Annotated in this window: 9 protein-coding genes; 4 read left to right on the plus strand and 5 right to left on the minus strand. The window is 57.2% G+C overall.

Features of this window, described 5'->3' with window-relative positions; translation table 11 throughout:
- The first annotated feature begins 25 nt into the window (after positions 1 to 25).
- From AB4N98_RS11140 to AB4N98_RS11150, 3 genes are all read left to right on the plus strand, one after another.
- Positions 26 to 1,354, plus strand: coding sequence for a tyrosine-type recombinase/integrase (locus AB4N98_RS11140; RefSeq protein ID WP_460149447.1), 1,329 nt, complete (start codon positions 26 to 28; stop codon positions 1,352 to 1,354).
- A 904-nt stretch (positions 1,355 to 2,258) separates the two neighbouring features.
- The gene (locus AB4N98_RS11145) at positions 2,259 to 3,230 is read left to right on the plus strand and encodes an integrase domain-containing protein (protein WP_217855628.1); all 972 of its coding nucleotides are present in this window, start codon (positions 2,259 to 2,261) and stop codon (positions 3,228 to 3,230) included.
- Between the two features lies 1 nt (position 3,231).
- The gene (locus tag AB4N98_RS11150) at positions 3,232 to 3,507 is read left to right on the plus strand and encodes a hypothetical protein (protein ID WP_217855626.1); all 276 of its coding nucleotides are present in this window, start codon (positions 3,232 to 3,234) and stop codon (positions 3,505 to 3,507) included.
- Positions 3,508 to 3,936: 429 nt separating this feature from the next.
- Here AB4N98_RS11150 and AB4N98_RS11155 read toward each other — a convergent pair whose 3' ends face one another.
- Positions 3,937 to 8,013, minus strand: a complete 4,077-nt coding sequence (locus AB4N98_RS11155; RefSeq protein ID WP_217855624.1) for an NACHT domain-containing protein — start codon at positions 8,011 to 8,013, stop codon at positions 3,937 to 3,939.
- Positions 8,014 to 8,174: 161 nt separating this feature from the next.
- Positions 8,175 to 11,063, minus strand: coding sequence for an AAA family ATPase (locus AB4N98_RS11160; RefSeq protein WP_460149448.1), 2,889 nt, complete (start codon positions 11,061 to 11,063; stop codon positions 8,175 to 8,177).
- A gap of 466 nt (positions 11,064 to 11,529) precedes the next feature.
- On the opposite strand from AB4N98_RS11160, the gene AB4N98_RS11165 reads away from it, so the two are divergent.
- Positions 11,530 to 13,659 (plus strand): M48 family metallopeptidase, encoded by a 2,130-nt coding sequence (locus AB4N98_RS11165; RefSeq protein ID WP_460149449.1) that lies wholly within the window; start codon positions 11,530 to 11,532, stop codon positions 13,657 to 13,659.
- Between the two features lie 73 nt (positions 13,660 to 13,732).
- On the opposite strand, the gene AB4N98_RS11170 is transcribed toward AB4N98_RS11165, so the two are convergent.
- From AB4N98_RS11170 to aguA, 3 genes are all read right to left on the minus strand, one after another.
- Positions 13,733 to 15,025, minus strand: coding sequence for an OprD family porin (locus tag AB4N98_RS11170; protein ID WP_017526018.1), 1,293 nt, complete (start codon positions 15,023 to 15,025; stop codon positions 13,733 to 13,735).
- 496 nt (positions 15,026 to 15,521) lie between these two features.
- Positions 15,522 to 15,737 (minus strand): hypothetical protein, encoded by a 216-nt coding sequence (locus AB4N98_RS11175; RefSeq protein ID WP_017526019.1) that lies wholly within the window; start codon positions 15,735 to 15,737, stop codon positions 15,522 to 15,524.
- Positions 15,738 to 15,972: 235 nt separating this feature from the next.
- Positions 15,973 to 17,079: an agmatine deiminase gene (gene aguA, locus AB4N98_RS11180; RefSeq protein ID WP_017526020.1), complete on the minus strand. Its 1,107-nt coding sequence runs from the start codon at positions 17,077 to 17,079 to the stop codon at positions 15,973 to 15,975.
- Between the last annotated feature and the right edge of the window lie 8 nt (positions 17,080 to 17,087).

The raw sequence follows: 17,087 nt of genomic DNA on the forward strand, positions 1-17,087 counted from the left end.
TTCCCGGTCAGGAGCGCGTACCCCTATGCCACGTCTAGCGATCCCCCTCAGCGACCTGCAATGCCGCACGGCCAAAACCCGCGAACGCGCCTACAAACTGTTCGACGGCGGCGGCATGTACCTTTTCGTCAAACCCAATGGCGTGAAGACCTGGCGCTTGAAGTACACCAAGCCCAGCGGCAAGGAAGGTACGCTCATCATCGGCAATTACCCCATCGTTACCCTTTCCGTCGCACGACGTAAGCGAGACGAAGCCAAGGCGTTGCTGCTCGACAACCTCGACCCAATGGAAGAAAAGAAGAAGGCCAAGATCGTGGCCCAGCGTGCGGCACTGCTTTTCGAAACCGTTGCCCTGGAGTGGCACGCCGACATGTCCCGTCGCTGGACCGAAGGACACGCAAAAACCGTGATGAGCCGACTGCGTACCCACGTCTTCCCGCTGATCGGCCAACGACCCATCGCTGAACTCGATACCCATGACCTGCTAGAGATCACCCAGCGCATCAAGGAACGCGGCACCATGGATGTGGCGTTACGGGTACAGAACTACTTATCCACCATCATGCGCGGGGCCAAAAGGGCTCGGCAGATCACCATGAATCCTGCACTGGATCTGGCAGGCTCGATTCACGCGCCGCGCACAGTCCATCGCCCCGCCCTATCCCTCAACCGCCTACCCGAACTGCTACAACGCATCGACAACTACAACGGTCGCGAGCTGACGCGCCTTGCCGTACTGCTGACTCTGCATGTATTCGTCCGCTCCAGCGAACTGCGCTTCGCTCGATGGAGTGAGTTCGACCTTCAACGCGCAATGTGGGAAATCCCCGATACGCGCGCACCGATTGAAGGGGTACACAACTCCACGCGCGGGACCAAGATGAACGGCGACATTCAAATGGTCCCGCTCTCGCCGCAGGTCATCGAAATACTGGAGCGCCTGCGCAGCCTCAGTCGCTTTTCAGAGTTAGTGCTACCGGGCGACCACAAGTACTGGAAGCCCATGTCCGAGAACACGGTGAACACCATGCTCCGCAACGTCGGCTATGACACCAGCAAGGACGTGTGCGGCCACGGCTTCAGGACCATGGCCTGTAGCGCTCTGCTGGAGTCCGGGTTATGGACCGACGCAGCCATCGAAAGACAAATGAGCCACAAGGAACGCAACCGTGTGCGTGCCGCGTATATCCACAAGGCCGAATTCCTCGAACAGCGCAGGCTGATCATGGCGTGGTGGAGCAACTACATCGACGCCAACCGCCATGGGCATGTGACACCCCACGAATTCGCTCACCCAGTCGGCGACAACATCACAGCCCTACAAAATAGCCGTGGCGCATCCAAACGTGGGTAAGCCTGTGAGATCACCGTTGTCCGCCCTTCCACGCGGGTCCATCCAAGCGGGGCTGCAAAGCCGCCCTGCTTGGATGGACCTCATTTAAAAAATCTAAAGCCCACGCAACTGTCTGTGGAAAACCAATGATTTCCACCGGTGGATAATTTCATCCACAGCCGCAGAACTCCCGAAAATTCGAGCCTTGACCCGAATTATCCACAGGCGTAGAAAAGATCGGGCAAAGCGCTGTCGTTGACAGCAACCCAGGTAGCCAGAACCTTTAAGGCTACGCCACACCGTGGTGGTTCTCCCAAAGTGCGATTAGCGTCCGGTGGCTCGCACGGTCACTCGCCGAGTGATGGATGCCTACTTTTACCAGTGTGCCCACTGCGGCAACTCATCCCCTTTCATAGCTGCCCTGCAGCAACCTATCCGCTTGGCCACTCCCGTGCGCCAACCTGCGCCCGTCTCTTTCTCCCGGAAAGAGACGGGCGCTCCAACCGCTGCTGCAGCCCAACTCGTACAAGGCTTTGCGGCATTCCCCCTCGTGACAATCGGCGTGACAAACACCGAAGTCACCGGCAACAGCGATGCAGATGATGGTGCCGCAGTCCACGGAATGGACTGCACCTGACTGACAGTCAGGCATGCCCCGGTCATCGCATCACTGCCTTCACCTGATTCAGGATCTCGCGGCATTGGCCTCGTCAGCCAATGCAGTCTCCACCCGCCCACCGGAATCGGTGTTCAGGAGGCCAGATCATGAGATACCCAAGCTCCCGGTTGTAAAGAGCCGTCAGTCCCGCGTTAGTGGACAACCCTCACTGGTCGCAGGGACCTTAATCCCTGATAACACTCAACATTCTTGGCGGGATGACGTGGGGAAAGTTTTAAAAGTTTTGGCTTCGAGAGGAGTTCGATCATGGCACTGGTGGGCAGGCGAGACGGACGCAATTTTGGCTACGGTCGGCAGTTGAGCTATGCCGGGCCAAAGGCCTTGAAAGATCTGTTTGGCGGCGGGCATTACGGCACGGTCAAAGCACACAGGGATCGCTGGCAGGCGTTTGTGCGCTGGTGTCGGTCGGAAGATGGATCCAGGTTTAACGATGCTCGTCAGATTGTTCGGCAGACTTTGCTGGATTACGCCAGACATCTGCGGCAAGTTGAACAAGGTGAGCTCGCCATCGCCACCGCGCAAAACCGATTGTCCAGCGTGAACCGAACCATGGCGGCCCTTCGAGGTGATCAATATGTGAAAGTGACGAGCCCGAGCAAGGCATTGAGGATGCAACGAACCGGTATTCGCCGCTCGGCACCTCAAGGCCAAGACCGCGAACTTGTGAAGCGGTTAGTCGACGCTCTCTGCGAGCACCAGATGCCACGTGCTGCTGCCATCGCTCAATTGGCTCGCGCCATTGGCATACGCTTGCATGAGGCCATCTTGGCTGACCTTCCACGGCTATGCCGGGAGGCTAAAGACCTCGGCAAGATCAGCATTCAGGACGGTACCAAAGGCGGCCGTGCCGGTATTTCAGCGTCTCGCTGGATTGCGGTAGATCAGCATGTTCGCGATGCGCTTGGATTTGCGGCGCAGGTTTCGCCAGTGGGTAGCCGAAACCTGATTGCACCAAATGAACGCTTTCTGAACGTTCTGCAGGACATCGTCCGCCCCTCGAGGGACATTCTCCATGCACACAACCTCAAAGGTTTTCATGAACTGCGAGCTGCTTACGCATGTGAGCGCTATGAGCGGATTACCCAGCACCGAGCGCCTATCAATGGCGGTCGATGCTGCGAGATAGATAGGTACCTTGATCGTAATGCCCGAAAGAAAATCAGCTATGAGCTGGGGCACGGTCGGATCGATGTGGTCGCTGCCTATATCGGTGGGTAGCATGAGTAAGCCATTCGATATGGAGCTGTTCCTGGCTGGCGTGCTGACCGGCTCGCACGCGACCTGGCAACGCCATTTGCACCAGGCGAAAATCATTCAGGCTGAAATCGCAGCACGCTGGCAGCGAGAAACACCTTGGGGTTGGCAGAGAAAGCATGTGGCTTGGTTTCTAGAACACCGACTGAGCCAACGGAGTGAGGCAACGCGGTATTACTACATGCTGACGATTCGACTGCTCGCTCGACGTCTAAAAACGTCATGGGTTTTCAATCTCTGAGTGGAGCCTGATCCAAATGGTCACGACCGATAACTATACGCGGCGGTCTTTGCTTCATCTGCACACTCCTCCTGCCTATACAGGAATTACGATGTTGCCGTTGACCAATTGAATCCGCCGCCAACTTCAGCCGTTTGGTAATAGGCGGAAACCAGCCAGAAACGGACATTGGTCAGCAATGCTAAGGCGGTCGTGGACCACTTCTAGCTGCCATGAGGCTATCTCAGAGGTTTAAAAGGCAAAAGGCAAGGATCGCTACTATGCTGATGTATCAGGCGGCAGCAAGTCTGAGCGCAGCTGGTAATCTCATGGCCATCGTCAGAAGCACTGGGCTGTCGCGCCCAGTGTTTCATTCGAGAAAAACGGTCTGCCTTGGGCAAATGGCTAGCCAACGGCTAGCATCGCCAACTCCAAGCTGTCCGGATGCCCTCAATCGACGCCGCCATCGGTTTCCAAGGTATCCCACAGCGTTCGCGCAGTGCGGCCGACATCGGAATATGTGTCGGTCATTAGTGCTTTGAGCTTCGCCGTCAGCAGGTCGTTGGGCATTCGATGAGGCTTAATCAGTCGCAACGCAGCCAGCCGATAGTCAGGATCGGCATCGGAAAACAGATCGCACAGTTGCGATATCTCTGCCTCGTCGAAGGCAATCTCCGAATCAAGCAATCTTGCAACCGACTCTGCATTGGGGAGTTTTCCCCTCATGGATGTGACCAGCTTCGATCGTGATATTGGAGACCGAGTGGCACGCTGGATCAGCCAGGACAGAGCTAAATCCTTCATATCGCGACGCATATCATTGAGTAGCTCGACCGCCCGCTCATCTGAAACCGGCCGAAGGTAGTTCATCGCCTCCAAAAGCGTCTCCCTCGGACTGTCTGGAACGGTGCCCGAGGACACGGGATAGGGCTCTTCATGGGCCAACCAATACTGGTACGCCGCTTCCAACATCGATTCAGGCACCGCGCCCCCACCTTTGACGTGCTTGAGCGTCAAACTCGCCGCCGCCACCGCGACGCGTGCATTGGACGCATGCATCGCCTTACCCACACCGTCAGCCACCTGCGGCCAGGTCGTGCTGGTTTTTGCGAGTGCTCCTATAAGATGTTCGAATCCGGAGGTGATCGGACCATCCAGACGATCAAGCAGGAGCTTTAAGCCGATCTCGCCTTGCTGGCGTGCGAGGTGGCAGGCAGTAAATACTCCCAGGCCAGTTGCCTTGGCGAGCAGATCGGCGAGCCGATCCGGGTCCGGAGGCTCGAGACTTTCAAGTAGTCTGGTCGCCGATATCGCTAACCATTGAGGCCGTTGCAGGGCGGCATGCTCAAGCTTGGCGCGGTCGAGCCCCAAGGAACCTGCCCGACTCCAGTCCAGTTCCGGGACATCGACTTCGACGGTGTGGGGAATAAACCAAGCTTCTGGATCTGCGTGTTCGTCTTTAATTTGTGCACGCACAGCCGCTGCCTCGAGCTGGAGCTGTCCAGGGTGAATTACCGAAAGTGCGATTATCCCACGCAGGACCTCACGCATCGGCTCACGGTCGACGGGCTTCATCGCCCACCAGATATCCGACGCGGGCGATTCGTTCCATCCAGTGATCTCGAACAGCGCGCTCAGTTGCAGCGTTGGGTCTAGTGCTGTCCCATTGCCAATGGATTCATTCTGAGTGGCCAGGGTGCTGAGAAATGCATCCATGGCTGTGGTATGCGCTTGCCTGTATTCGACGGCGGGGAACATCGCTGCGAGAGCGTCACCGCTCAGGTTATGCCGGACATGTGGCAGCTCCATACCCGCCTGATTTGCAAGCTTACTCAGCTTAATGCTGAAGCCGACGGTATCGAAGGCTTGGTCAGTAAACAGCTTAAGCAAGGCAGTAAGCTGATCGACCGAACGGTCTGCTAACCTGCGTCGCACTAAGGCTAGCGCCATGCTCTCGTGGAGCTCGTTTTCCGGGTTCCGCCTGAGCGACAAGCTACTGATTGACATCATTGAATTTATCGACGTCGATGGAGAGCTGCTTGCCAAAAACTCGTGCAGCTTGTTTTGGGCTGTATCGATATCGAACTCGGCCATCTCGACTTCACATGCCCACGCCACCCTTTGTGTCCAGGGTTGGGTTGAATGCAACCGTGCCCTAGATAGTGCGCCAATCACTGGCTCAAATCGCGTGACAAGTCGTGCCAAAAGCAATCCGAAACGGTAAGCCACCACCGTGTTATCGGCGTCAACTTGCGCAAATGACAACTGCACAAGACGCTGGACGGTATCGTCCAACACGCCGGCAGGGGTTGCTACCAACAATCCCAAGGCCCGCTCGAGTGCATGGCGATCCCCCTGCGCCACCCGCACCAGCAAAGCCTGCAGGACTTCCTCGCACATCTTGGCGCTGGCAAAGACCACCACCTCGCTCCAACGTTCGTAGTCATCCAGGCACGAAGATAACCAGCGCGCACGTTCGGTCGCCTCGTGGTTTGTCCATACGAACCTTGCTGCAGCGAACTCAGCAAAAGTTTTGTGAACGAACGTGATCAAGGTCGTCGCTCCGTGGCGCACTTGCTCTATCAGGCCTACCTGCTGCCAGTACTTCAAAGCGGCGTTGACGATGGACTTGGCCTTGAGCGGCATCACGCCCAGATCCGCGCGAAGATGAATGGCAGTTCGAGTCAGTAGATCAGAAGTCTTGGCGAGTGGGTCAGCAATCAGTTCCCAGCCAACGATGTCAAAGACCCGGGCCAACACGGCTGAATCAGGTTGATCATCCAGCGCTTTGCGGGTGTTTGGCTCAGCATCGATGACCTCGAAGAGGTTTTGATATAGCTCAGTCTTGGACGTGCCCAAGGTGCCACCGCGTGCTAGCAAGGACGCGGCCATGCCTAACAGTTGTGGACTTTGCGAAATCACGGCCTTCGCCGCGTTACCTTCCAATTGCTCGGTCGCCAAAGCAAAGGCCCAGTCAGAATCCTCCGCCGCGCGCTTGGGGGAGGCGGCCTGTAACAACTTGGCTAAGTTCTCCGCTCCTCGCTCGGCATCTGGAGCGATCAGTTCGTAGTGTCTCCACTCCGATAGTTCCCCAGTCTGGTACCCAATTGGGCGAGTCGTTACGATAATTCGGACGCGCGGATTACCTGCGCTAAACTGTCGGATGCGTGTTGCCACCAGCTCTTGGTGTGCATCGCATTCGTCTAGCCCATCGCATAGCAAAACCCAGTCGGCAAGCGAACTGTCGCGAACCTGTTGGAACGGGACTCCTGATCCATCCAAGCCCAACTGCAAAACGCTTTCATCGAAGCTGTTGCCCGCGGCGAGTCGAGCAGCAATATCCCGCAAGCGAACCTTGAGGACCGGTAGTCCATCGCGCGCATATAGACAAGCGAGCCGAGTCATGAGCGTGCTCTTGCCCATGCCCGGTCCTCCGATCACGACGGCGCGTGTGTAGAACCGACCGACCCATTCGGCTTCTAGAGTCTTTTGTTTGTTCCACCTCGAACGCGAGGCGCCGGAAGCAGCATGATAGTGTGCCAAGGCCGCGACTGGATCAGTGGGCTCTGGCTCGCCCGGATCCGCCACACCGGCTTTGAGAGGCAACCAAGCCTTGTCCATCGAAAGCGAGTTTTTAACACCGAGCAAAGAAAAGTGCTGGTTAGAATCAGCGACCCAGCAACTGACCCGGGGGGCGACACTTGCCGGTGTTGCGGCTGCACTCGCTTGCACCCCCATCCCCATCAGCATTTGAGCCAAGCCAGCTTGTTCCCAGCGGCCGCGTCGTTCTGTGATTACATGCGCGTCTTGTAACAGTCGGAACCAAATGCTATCTGCATCGGAGGCGCTGGCGAAGCTGCTTGCCAGGCGGGCCCGAGCCATCATCACCGAGACATGATCTGCATCCGATGCATGCACAACGTGAATACGGAGGCAGGCACACACCTCGTTCACAGGCAGCGCGGCATCGGTTAGTCGTCTGAGCCATTCCAGACCGATATCGCTTAGGTTGTCGGTGCGCCCTTCACCAAGACGTCGGTTATCTCTGGCCAAGTCCGTCCAGATGGTCTTACTCGTGTCGGGCGAAACGATGAGGACGCCGTACTGGATCGTGCCTGCGTCAAGACCAACCGCCAGTGCTCGCATGGCCTCCCACAAATTCTCGCCACGACTCAAACCGCGCTTGACCTGCGCTTCGAGAACTTCGCCGTTTCTCAACTCAATCCGGATATCGTCACCCGGACCGCCAGTCTCGGCCCAGATCGCGGTTGGGATATCCTCAATCAAGCCGTCAAGCCACCCGAGCGATGCGCCAAGCAACAAGTGACTCCCAGCGATCGCCGTGACAGCAGCCTGAAAGTTCATCCCGGACGCCGTCGCAGCGCCGCCGGCATTGCGACGTGTCCGATTCTTGGAGTTTTTTTTCTTTGGCTTGGTCGCCATGTATTTTCCTGTCGAGGATCTTCGGGGGCGCACGACGTACTCAAGCCATGATGCATCATGGAAGAACACGTTGGTGCGCGTCATTCGTAGCACGTAAAAACCGCCGATACGCTGGGTGTGCGCAGGCGCTGGTATATGTCCGTGATCGGGGGGCGTGAGTTTCCTTCGAATGGCTCTTTCCGCAACTCTAGCTGGGCACTGGCCTCTGGTAGCCGCTAATCTTTGGGGAGGCGAACATCTGCATCCTAGCCCCCCTCTTCCAGAAGCTCGTCGTCCGGATGCATCTGGCCGCTTGGCAGAAGATTTAGTTTAGCCATCTCGGCTAGGCAGACGGCGATGTAGGCTAGCTCCTGAGTCAGCTCATCTGCCCGCCTGCGCAGGAGTCTCAGGCGCGCCTCAGCGTCCTTTTTCACGTCCTCTGGAGCCTGAGCGAGCTTGGCAAGCTTCGCCACCCACTGATCGATCTTATTGTTCACTTCAACCAGAAACACCTTACAAGCAATGTTCTTCTTGAGAGGGAAAAGCTGGCATTCAAGTAAGCGAATCGCATCGTAGACTCTGACCACTTCCTTACTGGTTTTTGAATGAACGAAATTCAGGCTCCCCTCATCAAATGCGTGGTGTTCCTGGTTCTGACCCGCCCAGTTCACCAGATCATTTTTGATCAGGTTGAAGTGGACAGGATCGTAAGCGAGCAGCGGCTCGATAAGTGAGAAAGTTCTCTCCAGACTGACCTGCAGATATACGTTCTTTTTTAACTGAGACTTGCCGAACTGAGCTGTGATCGCCACGGCATTATCCAGACAGTACTCGATCACGATCGACTCGAACCAGATCCGGCAATAAATCAATGCCTGCCTCACGTCATAGACGCGCAACGCCTCATGCACCTTGCCTTGAAATCCACCTGAGTGATCGACCGCCACGATGCCTCTGTTCGTGTAGCTCAAGACGCAACTTGTGTGCTGATCAGCCTGAGGGTGCCGATCAGCGATGATGCAGAAGCGCTCCCAGAACAGACGGTCATGTGTTGTCACGACCATCTGAGTACGCCGAAGGTAAGGGTCAGAGAAAAACAGGTCGATGATGTTCGAGCGATGGTCGCTGTCGATCGCGTTCACGACGTCGTCGAACACAATCAGCGGGAGCATATTTTTCTCTGCCATTGCCAGCAGAAGCGAAAGGCCGAGCACGCGAAGGTGCCCTTCGCTCAATACCGAGAAAGCGTCCTGCACTGTGCCGTTCGCAGCGTTGATCTTGATTCGATAGCTGTCGTTGATCTTCTCGAAGCGGATAGCATCAATACGCTCATGCTCATCGTCATGATCGTTGATGGCTTTGTAGTACTCAGCCGCCTTCGTCTCGATCCCGGTGATACGTGTCTTCTCAAGGTGAAGTTTGTACTCCAGCAGATCTTGATAGAGGTTGCCGTACTCATCCTGCAATTGACGAATGAGGGTATTGAATCGAGCCGTATCGGCGTCATCACGTTTTAAAATATTTCCTCGATCAATGAGTCGCGCGATCTTTTCGCCTGCAGTCTCAATCAGTTTTTTGCAGGTTTTTTTGGCACCAAATAGATCTTTGATTGCATCTTGCGTCTGTTGTAGTACCTCGACCGCTCTGCCCAGACGGGAGACAGCCTCCGAAGTTTGCGCGAACACTTCGCTCTTCAGTGTACAAGCCTGCAGGTAGGTCTCGATTTCGGCGGTCTCTTCTCTAACAAGCGAGACGAAGTGACTTAGCACGGACACCGCACGCGCTCCTCGGTCGGTGGACGCCTGGAAGTTGGCCAGTTCGCTTTTGAGGTCGTTTAGGTGAAGACGGCAAGGGACATCCAACCGGGTGTTCTTTTCGATTCCCGCAAGCCCGTTGGCAATTTCTCTGACGATTTGAAGAATCCTCTCGTCATTACGCTGGTTAGCGGCCCTTAAACGCTCCAGTCGGCCTAAGGTATGAAGCTCTCGCTTTGCCTTTTCAAAGGGGTTCTCCACAACGCGTTGCAACGGAGTAGAACATGCTGGACAGGTGTCACTGCCTTCCACTTGACCCAGGTCTTGGATGGCCAAGTAAATGGCTTCGTAGTTCACGTCCTTGGCACTTTTTAAAAACAAGGCTTCGATCATCGACTTTCGGGCAAGGAGGTAGCGGGCGGCACGCGCCGCACGCTTAATTCGTTCGAAAGAATCAACGACCGGAGCTTCTGCAAGCTTGAGTTGCTCTGACTTACGGATCTTGTGCTCGATCTCGCTCTTCAGCCGCAAAAATCTAATCCGAACAGCAGATTGCTGATCCGACTGCAAACCGAGCGTCTCGCATACTTGGTCATTGATCTCAGTTATGCGGTTGAAATGATCCTGGCGCTCGGCAAGGAGGCCTTTCCGGTCTAATTCAACTTCGGTCAACGCTTCGGCCTGGTCTGGCTTCAAGTACAGGGTGAGATTGAAGCTCTCCGGTTTCACGAACCGTCCAATGATCTCTTGGAACTCTTCGAGGCCGAAGAGGCTGGCCACTACGTCGCTTTCAGCGCTCCCCGTATCCTTAGAGCCAAGCAACGAGAACTCTTGCAGACGGTTGCGATCAATGAAGCAAGCTGACCAAGCTAGGCTCTTAGTCACGGCTTTTCTGTCCCGGCCCACCAACGACAGCGTCGGTTTTGCACTATCCCTAGCAATATAGGCCTTTACCTTCGTTTTCCGGCGATCTGCCTCTTTGATATGCCCGGTCGTGCCATACTCAATCGCCTCACAAAGCGAAGACTTCCCCCCTCCATTAGGTGCGTAGAAGATGTTCTTCATTTTGCTAAAACGCAGAAAGCTTCCCCTGTCATCCGCAGACAACTCGCCAAAGCCTCTGAAATTTTTGACCTGCAAATCCAGTAAAGGACTGAGGCCTGAGGGTGCCACCCAGTCCAGTTCTGGCCTAGACTCCAGCCCCCTTTTGAACAATGCACCGATACGCTGAAAATTAGTGTTCAGCAGTTGGTCAGCGTTCGACGCGAGATAGGACTTGATGTGATCAGAATAGCGTCCGCGATCCTGGCTCGCCTTGGCCATGCACCAGAGAAGGGCCAGATAGCCATCCGATTTGCCATCCAAGTGGCTTTTGGCAAAGCTCAATAGATACTGACTCATGCGCCTTCCCTCCCTGAAGTTTTTTTTCATCCTAACCGGAGTGCAGGGCATTTCGCCATCTGACAGACACCTGCAGTAGCGCAGCTCAGCCGCTCCACTGGCTAATTTTGGCCGTTTCCTGTCTTTTGTCCGTTGAAATACAGCTCAAATTTCATACTTGGGGAGTAATCCGAATACGGTTAGGCATAGCTGAAAAACAGGTGCACAAAATATATTCGACCACTGCCGGGATCAAGGGTATTCAAAGGGGTAATCCGATTTGAATAGCTAAATAAAATTCATATAAATCATATGTATATAAGATATATTCGACTCCTGGTGCCGCACCATACGCAACATCAAAAAAGGCTCACCGAAAGGTGGGCCTTTTTTGTGCGCGCTGCCCAGCTCCCACGGACGATCACCTCGGCCTGGCGCGCTTTTTTCGGTATAACCCTGTTCATCTCTGCGTGGTGAACGGCCCCCCATGAACGCCCTGAAATTAGTTGCTCTGCTGGTGATTTTCCCGCTGGTGCTCGCTGCCCTGGGTGGTTGGGAGCGTCAGCGGGCTGACGAAACCACCACCGCGATGATCGATTACCACATCAATGTGGATATCGCTAAGCAGCAACTTCAAGCCCTGGCGGCAAAGGACCCGGCGGCCAAGGTCAAGCTGGTAGACGAAACAATCGGTGTGCAACTGGCACTCTCCCGCCTGGCAAAAATCGAAACCGAACTGCCCATTGCTCATCGCGTGAACCGTGTGATGCGTGGGCTGGCGCCGTGGGTGATGGGCCTGGGGCTGTTGGCGGCAGGGGTTGGCGTGGCCGCTTTGGCGGGTACGTATTGGGCGGGGCGGCGGGCACGGCGGTCGCGGCAGAGGTTGTTGCAGGTGTTTTCTCTGGGCAGCCGCTTGTTGCCCTATGTGCTGGTGAGCCATGGGGTGGCGATGGCGGCGGCGGTCGCGTTGGTGCTGAGTTTTGAAGGCTTGGCGATGTGGCATATCGGTCGGCTGGGCAGCGGCGAAGTCAAGCTGATGGCGGTGCTGGGGGTGGTCGCGGCGTTCTGTCTGTATTCGATCTGGCAGTTGCTTAAACAGCTGCGCCACATGCTGGGGATGTTCACGCCCGAGCCGCTGGAGATGTACGGCCAGGTGGTCAGCCCCGAGCAGGCGCCGGGGTTGTGGCGGTATGTAAACGAGTTGGCAGGTTCACTGGGCGCGCTGCCGCCGGACCATATTGTGGTGAGCCTGGCCCAGGGTTTTTACGTGACCTCCAGCGACGCCGTTGTGCAACCGGCGGACATTGCGCTGCAGGGGCGCACCTTGCATGTGCCGCTGCTGTACCTGGGCCTGTTGAGCCGTGAGGAAATCGGCGCGGTGATCGGCCACGAGCTGGCGCACTTTGCGGGGCAAGACACGGCGTACAGCCTGCGCTTTTTGCCGATCTACGATGGGGTCAATCGCAGCCTCGAAGCGCTGTGGAACGCGTTGCTGGCCAGCGACTTTATCCAGGGACGGTTGATGCGGCCGTCGTTCATGTTCGGCGTGTTTTTCATGCAGCGCTTTGACCAGGCGGTGAACCACTGGAGCCGTGAGCGCGAATTACTCGCGGATGCCGCCGGCGCGCGGTTGGTGGGCAATGCCGCGGCCGCCTCGGCGTTGTTGCGGGTGGCGGTGTTGCAGCCGCACATTGAGGACTCACTGCTGGCGTTGTGCGACGCGGCGTCAGCGACGGACCTGCCCGATGCGGTTTTCGGCGCCTTGCGCGGGTGTGAGCTGCAACTGCCGCCCGAAACCCTGGAGATTCAGCAAGCGCACCCGACCGATTCCCACCCGTCCAATGGCGAACGCCTACAGGCATTGGGTGTGTCATTGGACGATGCAGTGCGCAGCGCCACGCGCGAGGTGGACCGTGACGCGGCGAATGCGCAAATCGACGCCTGTTTCAGCGCACCAAGGGCATTACGCGAACAACTGTCCGGCGACTTGATTGAGGTGGCGGTGGTGGAGAACGCCGAGCACACCCATCTGCTGGAAACCATGGTCGCATCGGCCCAGGGCGAGCATGCGTTGCACGAGGGCGGGCGCCGAGGCGCTGTGCTGATGGCGGTGCTGTCGATCCCGTTCGTGCTGCTCGGGCTGTGGGTCATGGCCCAGCCTTGGCTTGCGCCGGAGCGCATGAAGGGCACGCCGTTGTCCGCCCTCGGCGCCGGTGCGGCCATCGGTAGCATCGCGCTGATCTTTCTATGGCTGGGCGTGCGTCGGTTCAAACGCGCCCCACAAATTGCGTTGCGCCTGACGCCGGAACATTTTGTGTTTGCCAACCTGGCGCAGCCGTTGCCCATCGAGCACATCGACAGCGTCACGTTGCAATTTATGCAAGGCATCTGGGTGACGGTGGATCTGACGCCGGAAGCGCCATTGCCCGAGTTGCGCAAAACCGCGTTCGGCGTGCCTGGTGCACGGGTCAACAAGAAGAAGCGCCAGGTGCTTTTGCAGATGGCACAGCTGTGCATCGACAACAAAAAGATCGAGCCATACGACGGCCTGGTGCTGATGACTGACTACGTCAACGCGTCGCTGGCGCGCAAGATTTTGCAGCACCGCGAGGACTGATCGGCGCCCATAAAAAAACCCCGAACCAGTCGGGGTTTTTTATCGCCTGGCATCAGGCACGACGTGCGATCACTTAGAAAACGTTGATCGGGTAGTCGGCGAACAGACGCAGTTCATTACCGCCAACGTTGTAGTTGCTGGCGTTGTTGGACACGCGCAACCACGAGGCACGGGCGCGCAGGCTCAGGTCTTTGGCCGGGCCGCTCTGGACCACGTATTTGAACTGGTTCCAGATTTCACGCTCGGTGCCATCGCCACGGCCAGAGCCATCGTCGATGTTGGTACCGCGCACGTAAGCGACGTTGTAGGTCAGGCCCGGCACGCCGAAGGTGGTGAAGTCGATGCCGTAGCCCGCTTGCCACGAACGCTCGTCCTTGCCGTTGAAGTCGGACCAGTACGAGTTGGCCAGCAGGATGGTGTTGCCGCCATCGCCGATGCCGGTGTCGCGGGTATTGTCGCGGTAGCCGCCATACAGGTAGCCGGTGTCGCCGGTGCTGCGCTGGTGGGCCAGAGTGAAGCTGTGTGCGCCCACTGCCCAGGTGGCACCCAGGCTCCAAATCTTGTTGTCGCGCGCGTCGGCATCGCCGCGTTGCTCGGCGAAGCTCTTGTCTAGCTTGGTTTTGTAGCCGTTGAAGTCAAAGGTCAGCGACTGTTTTTCCGGCAGGGCCAGTACGTAGTTGACGTTGACGTATTGCTTCTTCAGCACGTCTTCCATGTCGGAAGCGTACAGCGCAGCAGACAGGCTTTCGGTGAACTTGTAGCTGCCGCCCAGGTAGCTGATGTTTTTCAGGTTGCCGCTGTCGGTGCCTTCGGCGGCTTTTTGGGCTTCCTTGGTGAAGCGACCAGCGTCCAGTTGCAGGCCTTCGATCTCTTTGGAAACGATCGAGGTACCGGTGTAGGTTTCCGACAACAGGCGCGAGTTGTCGTACTGCAGCACAGGGACGGCCGGCATTTGATCGCCGTACTTGAGCACGGTGTTGGAGACACGGAACTTCACTGCCGCGCCGCCCTTGGCCAGGTCGTCGGCTGCCGCGCCGCTGTCACCTTGCTTGAAGAAGTTGATACCGCCCGCACCGCTGCGACCTTTACCACCATCCAGGCGGATAGCGTATTGGCCGATCACGTCCACACCCACACCGACGGTGCCTTGGGTGAAGCCGGACTCGAATTTGCCGATGAAGCCCTGGCCCCATTCGGCTTTGTCTTGCTTGCCGTTTTTATAGTCGCGGCTGATATAGGCGTTACGTGCGGCGATGTTCAGGTGGCTGTCTTCAACGAAACCCTTGGATTGCTCCTGGTCGTTTGCCATGGCTGCCGATGCGCTCAAAATCCCCAGAGCGATCAGACTCATCCGTTGCTTCAACATTTTTTTGTATTCCTTATTTCTGGTTGAGTACGCGCTGTGACACCAGGGCTCCGTGTCGCTTTTCTGGTGTCGACTTTATCCGGAAAAAAGAAGGCCCGCGGACGACTGAACATGCCGCGGGCCTTTTCTTATTGGATGAGTCATGGCTGTTAGCCACAGGCGTTGGGCGCAATCCTAGTCGCGCGTTGAACTATGTGTCAATTTCGTGAATCGTCTGTATTTAGGCGATTTAATTCTAAGCAATGGCTGAGAGCCTTTCTGGCCTTGAGCGACATTGGCCTACAGGATGCCAAGGTCGAAAAGGATTGCTCGGGTTCCGTCAGAAGGGCTGGGATGTGCGGGCGGCGCTGAGGTACTTACAGTTTCTAAAAAGCGACACACCCGTCAAAAATGTGGGAGGGGGCTTGCTCCCGATTGCGGTCTGTCAGCCAATTTTCAGTAGCTGATCCACCGCAATCGGGAGCAAGCCCCCTCCCACAGGTGTTAGCTGCGTTGCCTAGTTTTTCAGCACGTCACACAACGCATGCAGTTCATCCTCGCTGAACAACCCCACCGGGTAGCGTTCACTCATCACGCTGCGTAAATCAGGCTGCTGCCTGATCTGCCGCGAGCCGTGTTCCTTCAACCAGAGCCCCAGCGCCTGGATCGCGTCGCCGTCGACCCGCAAAGGGTGGAACGTACGGGTATTCATCAGGTTGATATCGGCGTTCATTTCAGCGCTCTCTCCTACTGCTTGAGCGGCTAACTTACTCAAGGTTTATGACAGAACCGCGCAGTCATGCCCCTGAACCACTGTGAGCATCACCGATACAAGAGCTATGCCAATGTCCAGTATTTGCAGGTATACAGCCGCAAAAAAGCCCACGACCGTGCTGGGCCGCGGGCTTGCTTTGGGCGCTGAAACCGAGTAGCGCCCGGTTACACGAAAGGCGCTGTTACAACTGCACTCAGTTTCTGTGCGGGGCCGGCTGTTGTTGGGTCAGGCAGTGGATATTGCCACCACCCAGTAACAATTCACGCCCCGGCACCATCACCACTTCATGCTGTGGGAACAGCTTCTGCAGGATGGCCTTGGCCTCGCTGTCCAACGGGTCGTCGAAACTTGGCGCGATGATGCCGCCATTGACGATCAGGAAGTTCACATAGGAACCCGCCAGGCGCACGCTCGGGTTGCGCTCTTGGGAGCCGTCCACCGGGTCGACGCCGGCACACTCTTGCTCAGTGGCATACAGCGGCCCAGGGATCGGCATTTTATGCACAGTGAATGGGCGGCCCTGTGCATCGGTGCTGCTTTGCAGGACATCCATGGCCGCATGGCAACGTGCGTAGTTCGGGTCCTGCGGGTCGTCAGTCCAGGCCAGCAGCACTTCGCCGGGACGCACGTAGCAGCAGAAGTTATCCACATGACCGTCGGTTTCGTCATTGAACAGGCCATCGGGCAGCCAGATGATCTTGTCCACCGCCAGGTTGTCGCTCAACACCGCTTCGATGCTGGCACGATCCAGATGCGGGTTGCGATTGCGGTTTAGCAGGCATTCTTCGGTGGTGATCAGGGTGCCTTCGCCGTCGACGTGAATCGAGCCGCCCTCCAGCACAAAGCCTTCGGTGCGGTAGCGCGGCGCGCGTTCGATTTCGAGGATCTTGCCGCCCACCTGCGAGTCACGGTTCCACGGCGCGTACAGGCCGCCATCAAACCCGCCCCAGGCATTGAAATCCCAGTTCACGCCGCGCACTTCGCCGCTGTTGTTGATCACGAACGTCGGGCCGGTGTCACGCACCCAGGCGTCATCGCTGGACATTTCCACCACCCGGATATTCGGCACGTCCAAGCGCGCACGGGCGTTCTCGTATTGGCCGGCGGAAACCGCCACGGTCACCGGCTCGAAGCGCGCAATGGCCTTGGCCACGGCCACATGGGCCGCCTGCGCCGGCTTGCCGCCCAGGCGCCAGTTGTCCGGGCGCTCGGGCCAGATCATCCAGGTTTGCGTTTGTGGCGCCCATTCGGCAGGCATATAAAAGCCATCGGCGCGGGGGGTGCTGTGCAGGGTGGTCATGGCGATCA

Source organism: Pseudomonas sp. S3_E10 (genome assembly GCF_054667615.1).

Bases quoted from the DNA above. Each gene is read 5' to 3' on its own strand.
- AB4N98_RS11140 (WP_460149447.1), top strand. From the start codon at position 26: ATGCCACGTCTAGCGATCCCCCTCAGCGACCTGCAATGCCGCACGGCC.
- AB4N98_RS11145 (WP_217855628.1), top strand. From the start codon at position 2,259: ATGGCACTGGTGGGCAGGCGAGACGGACGCAATTTTGGCTACGGTCGG.
- AB4N98_RS11150 (WP_217855626.1), top strand. From the start codon at position 3,232: ATGAGTAAGCCATTCGATATGGAGCTGTTCCTGGCTGGCGTGCTGACC.
- AB4N98_RS11155 (WP_217855624.1), bottom strand. From the start codon at position 8,013: ATGACGCGCACCAACGTGTTCTTCCATGATGCATCATGGCTTGAGTAC.
- AB4N98_RS11160 (WP_460149448.1), bottom strand. From the start codon at position 11,063: ATGAGTCAGTATCTATTGAGCTTTGCCAAAAGCCACTTGGATGGCAAA.
- AB4N98_RS11165 (WP_460149449.1), top strand. From the start codon at position 11,530: ATGAACGCCCTGAAATTAGTTGCTCTGCTGGTGATTTTCCCGCTGGTG.
- AB4N98_RS11170 (WP_017526018.1), bottom strand. From the start codon at position 15,025: ATGTTGAAGCAACGGATGAGTCTGATCGCTCTGGGGATTTTGAGCGCA.
- AB4N98_RS11175 (WP_017526019.1), bottom strand. From the start codon at position 15,737: ATGAACGCCGATATCAACCTGATGAATACCCGTACGTTCCACCCTTTG.
- aguA (WP_017526020.1), bottom strand. From the start codon at position 17,079: ATGACCACCCTGCACAGCACCCCCCGCGCCGATGGCTTTTATATGCCT.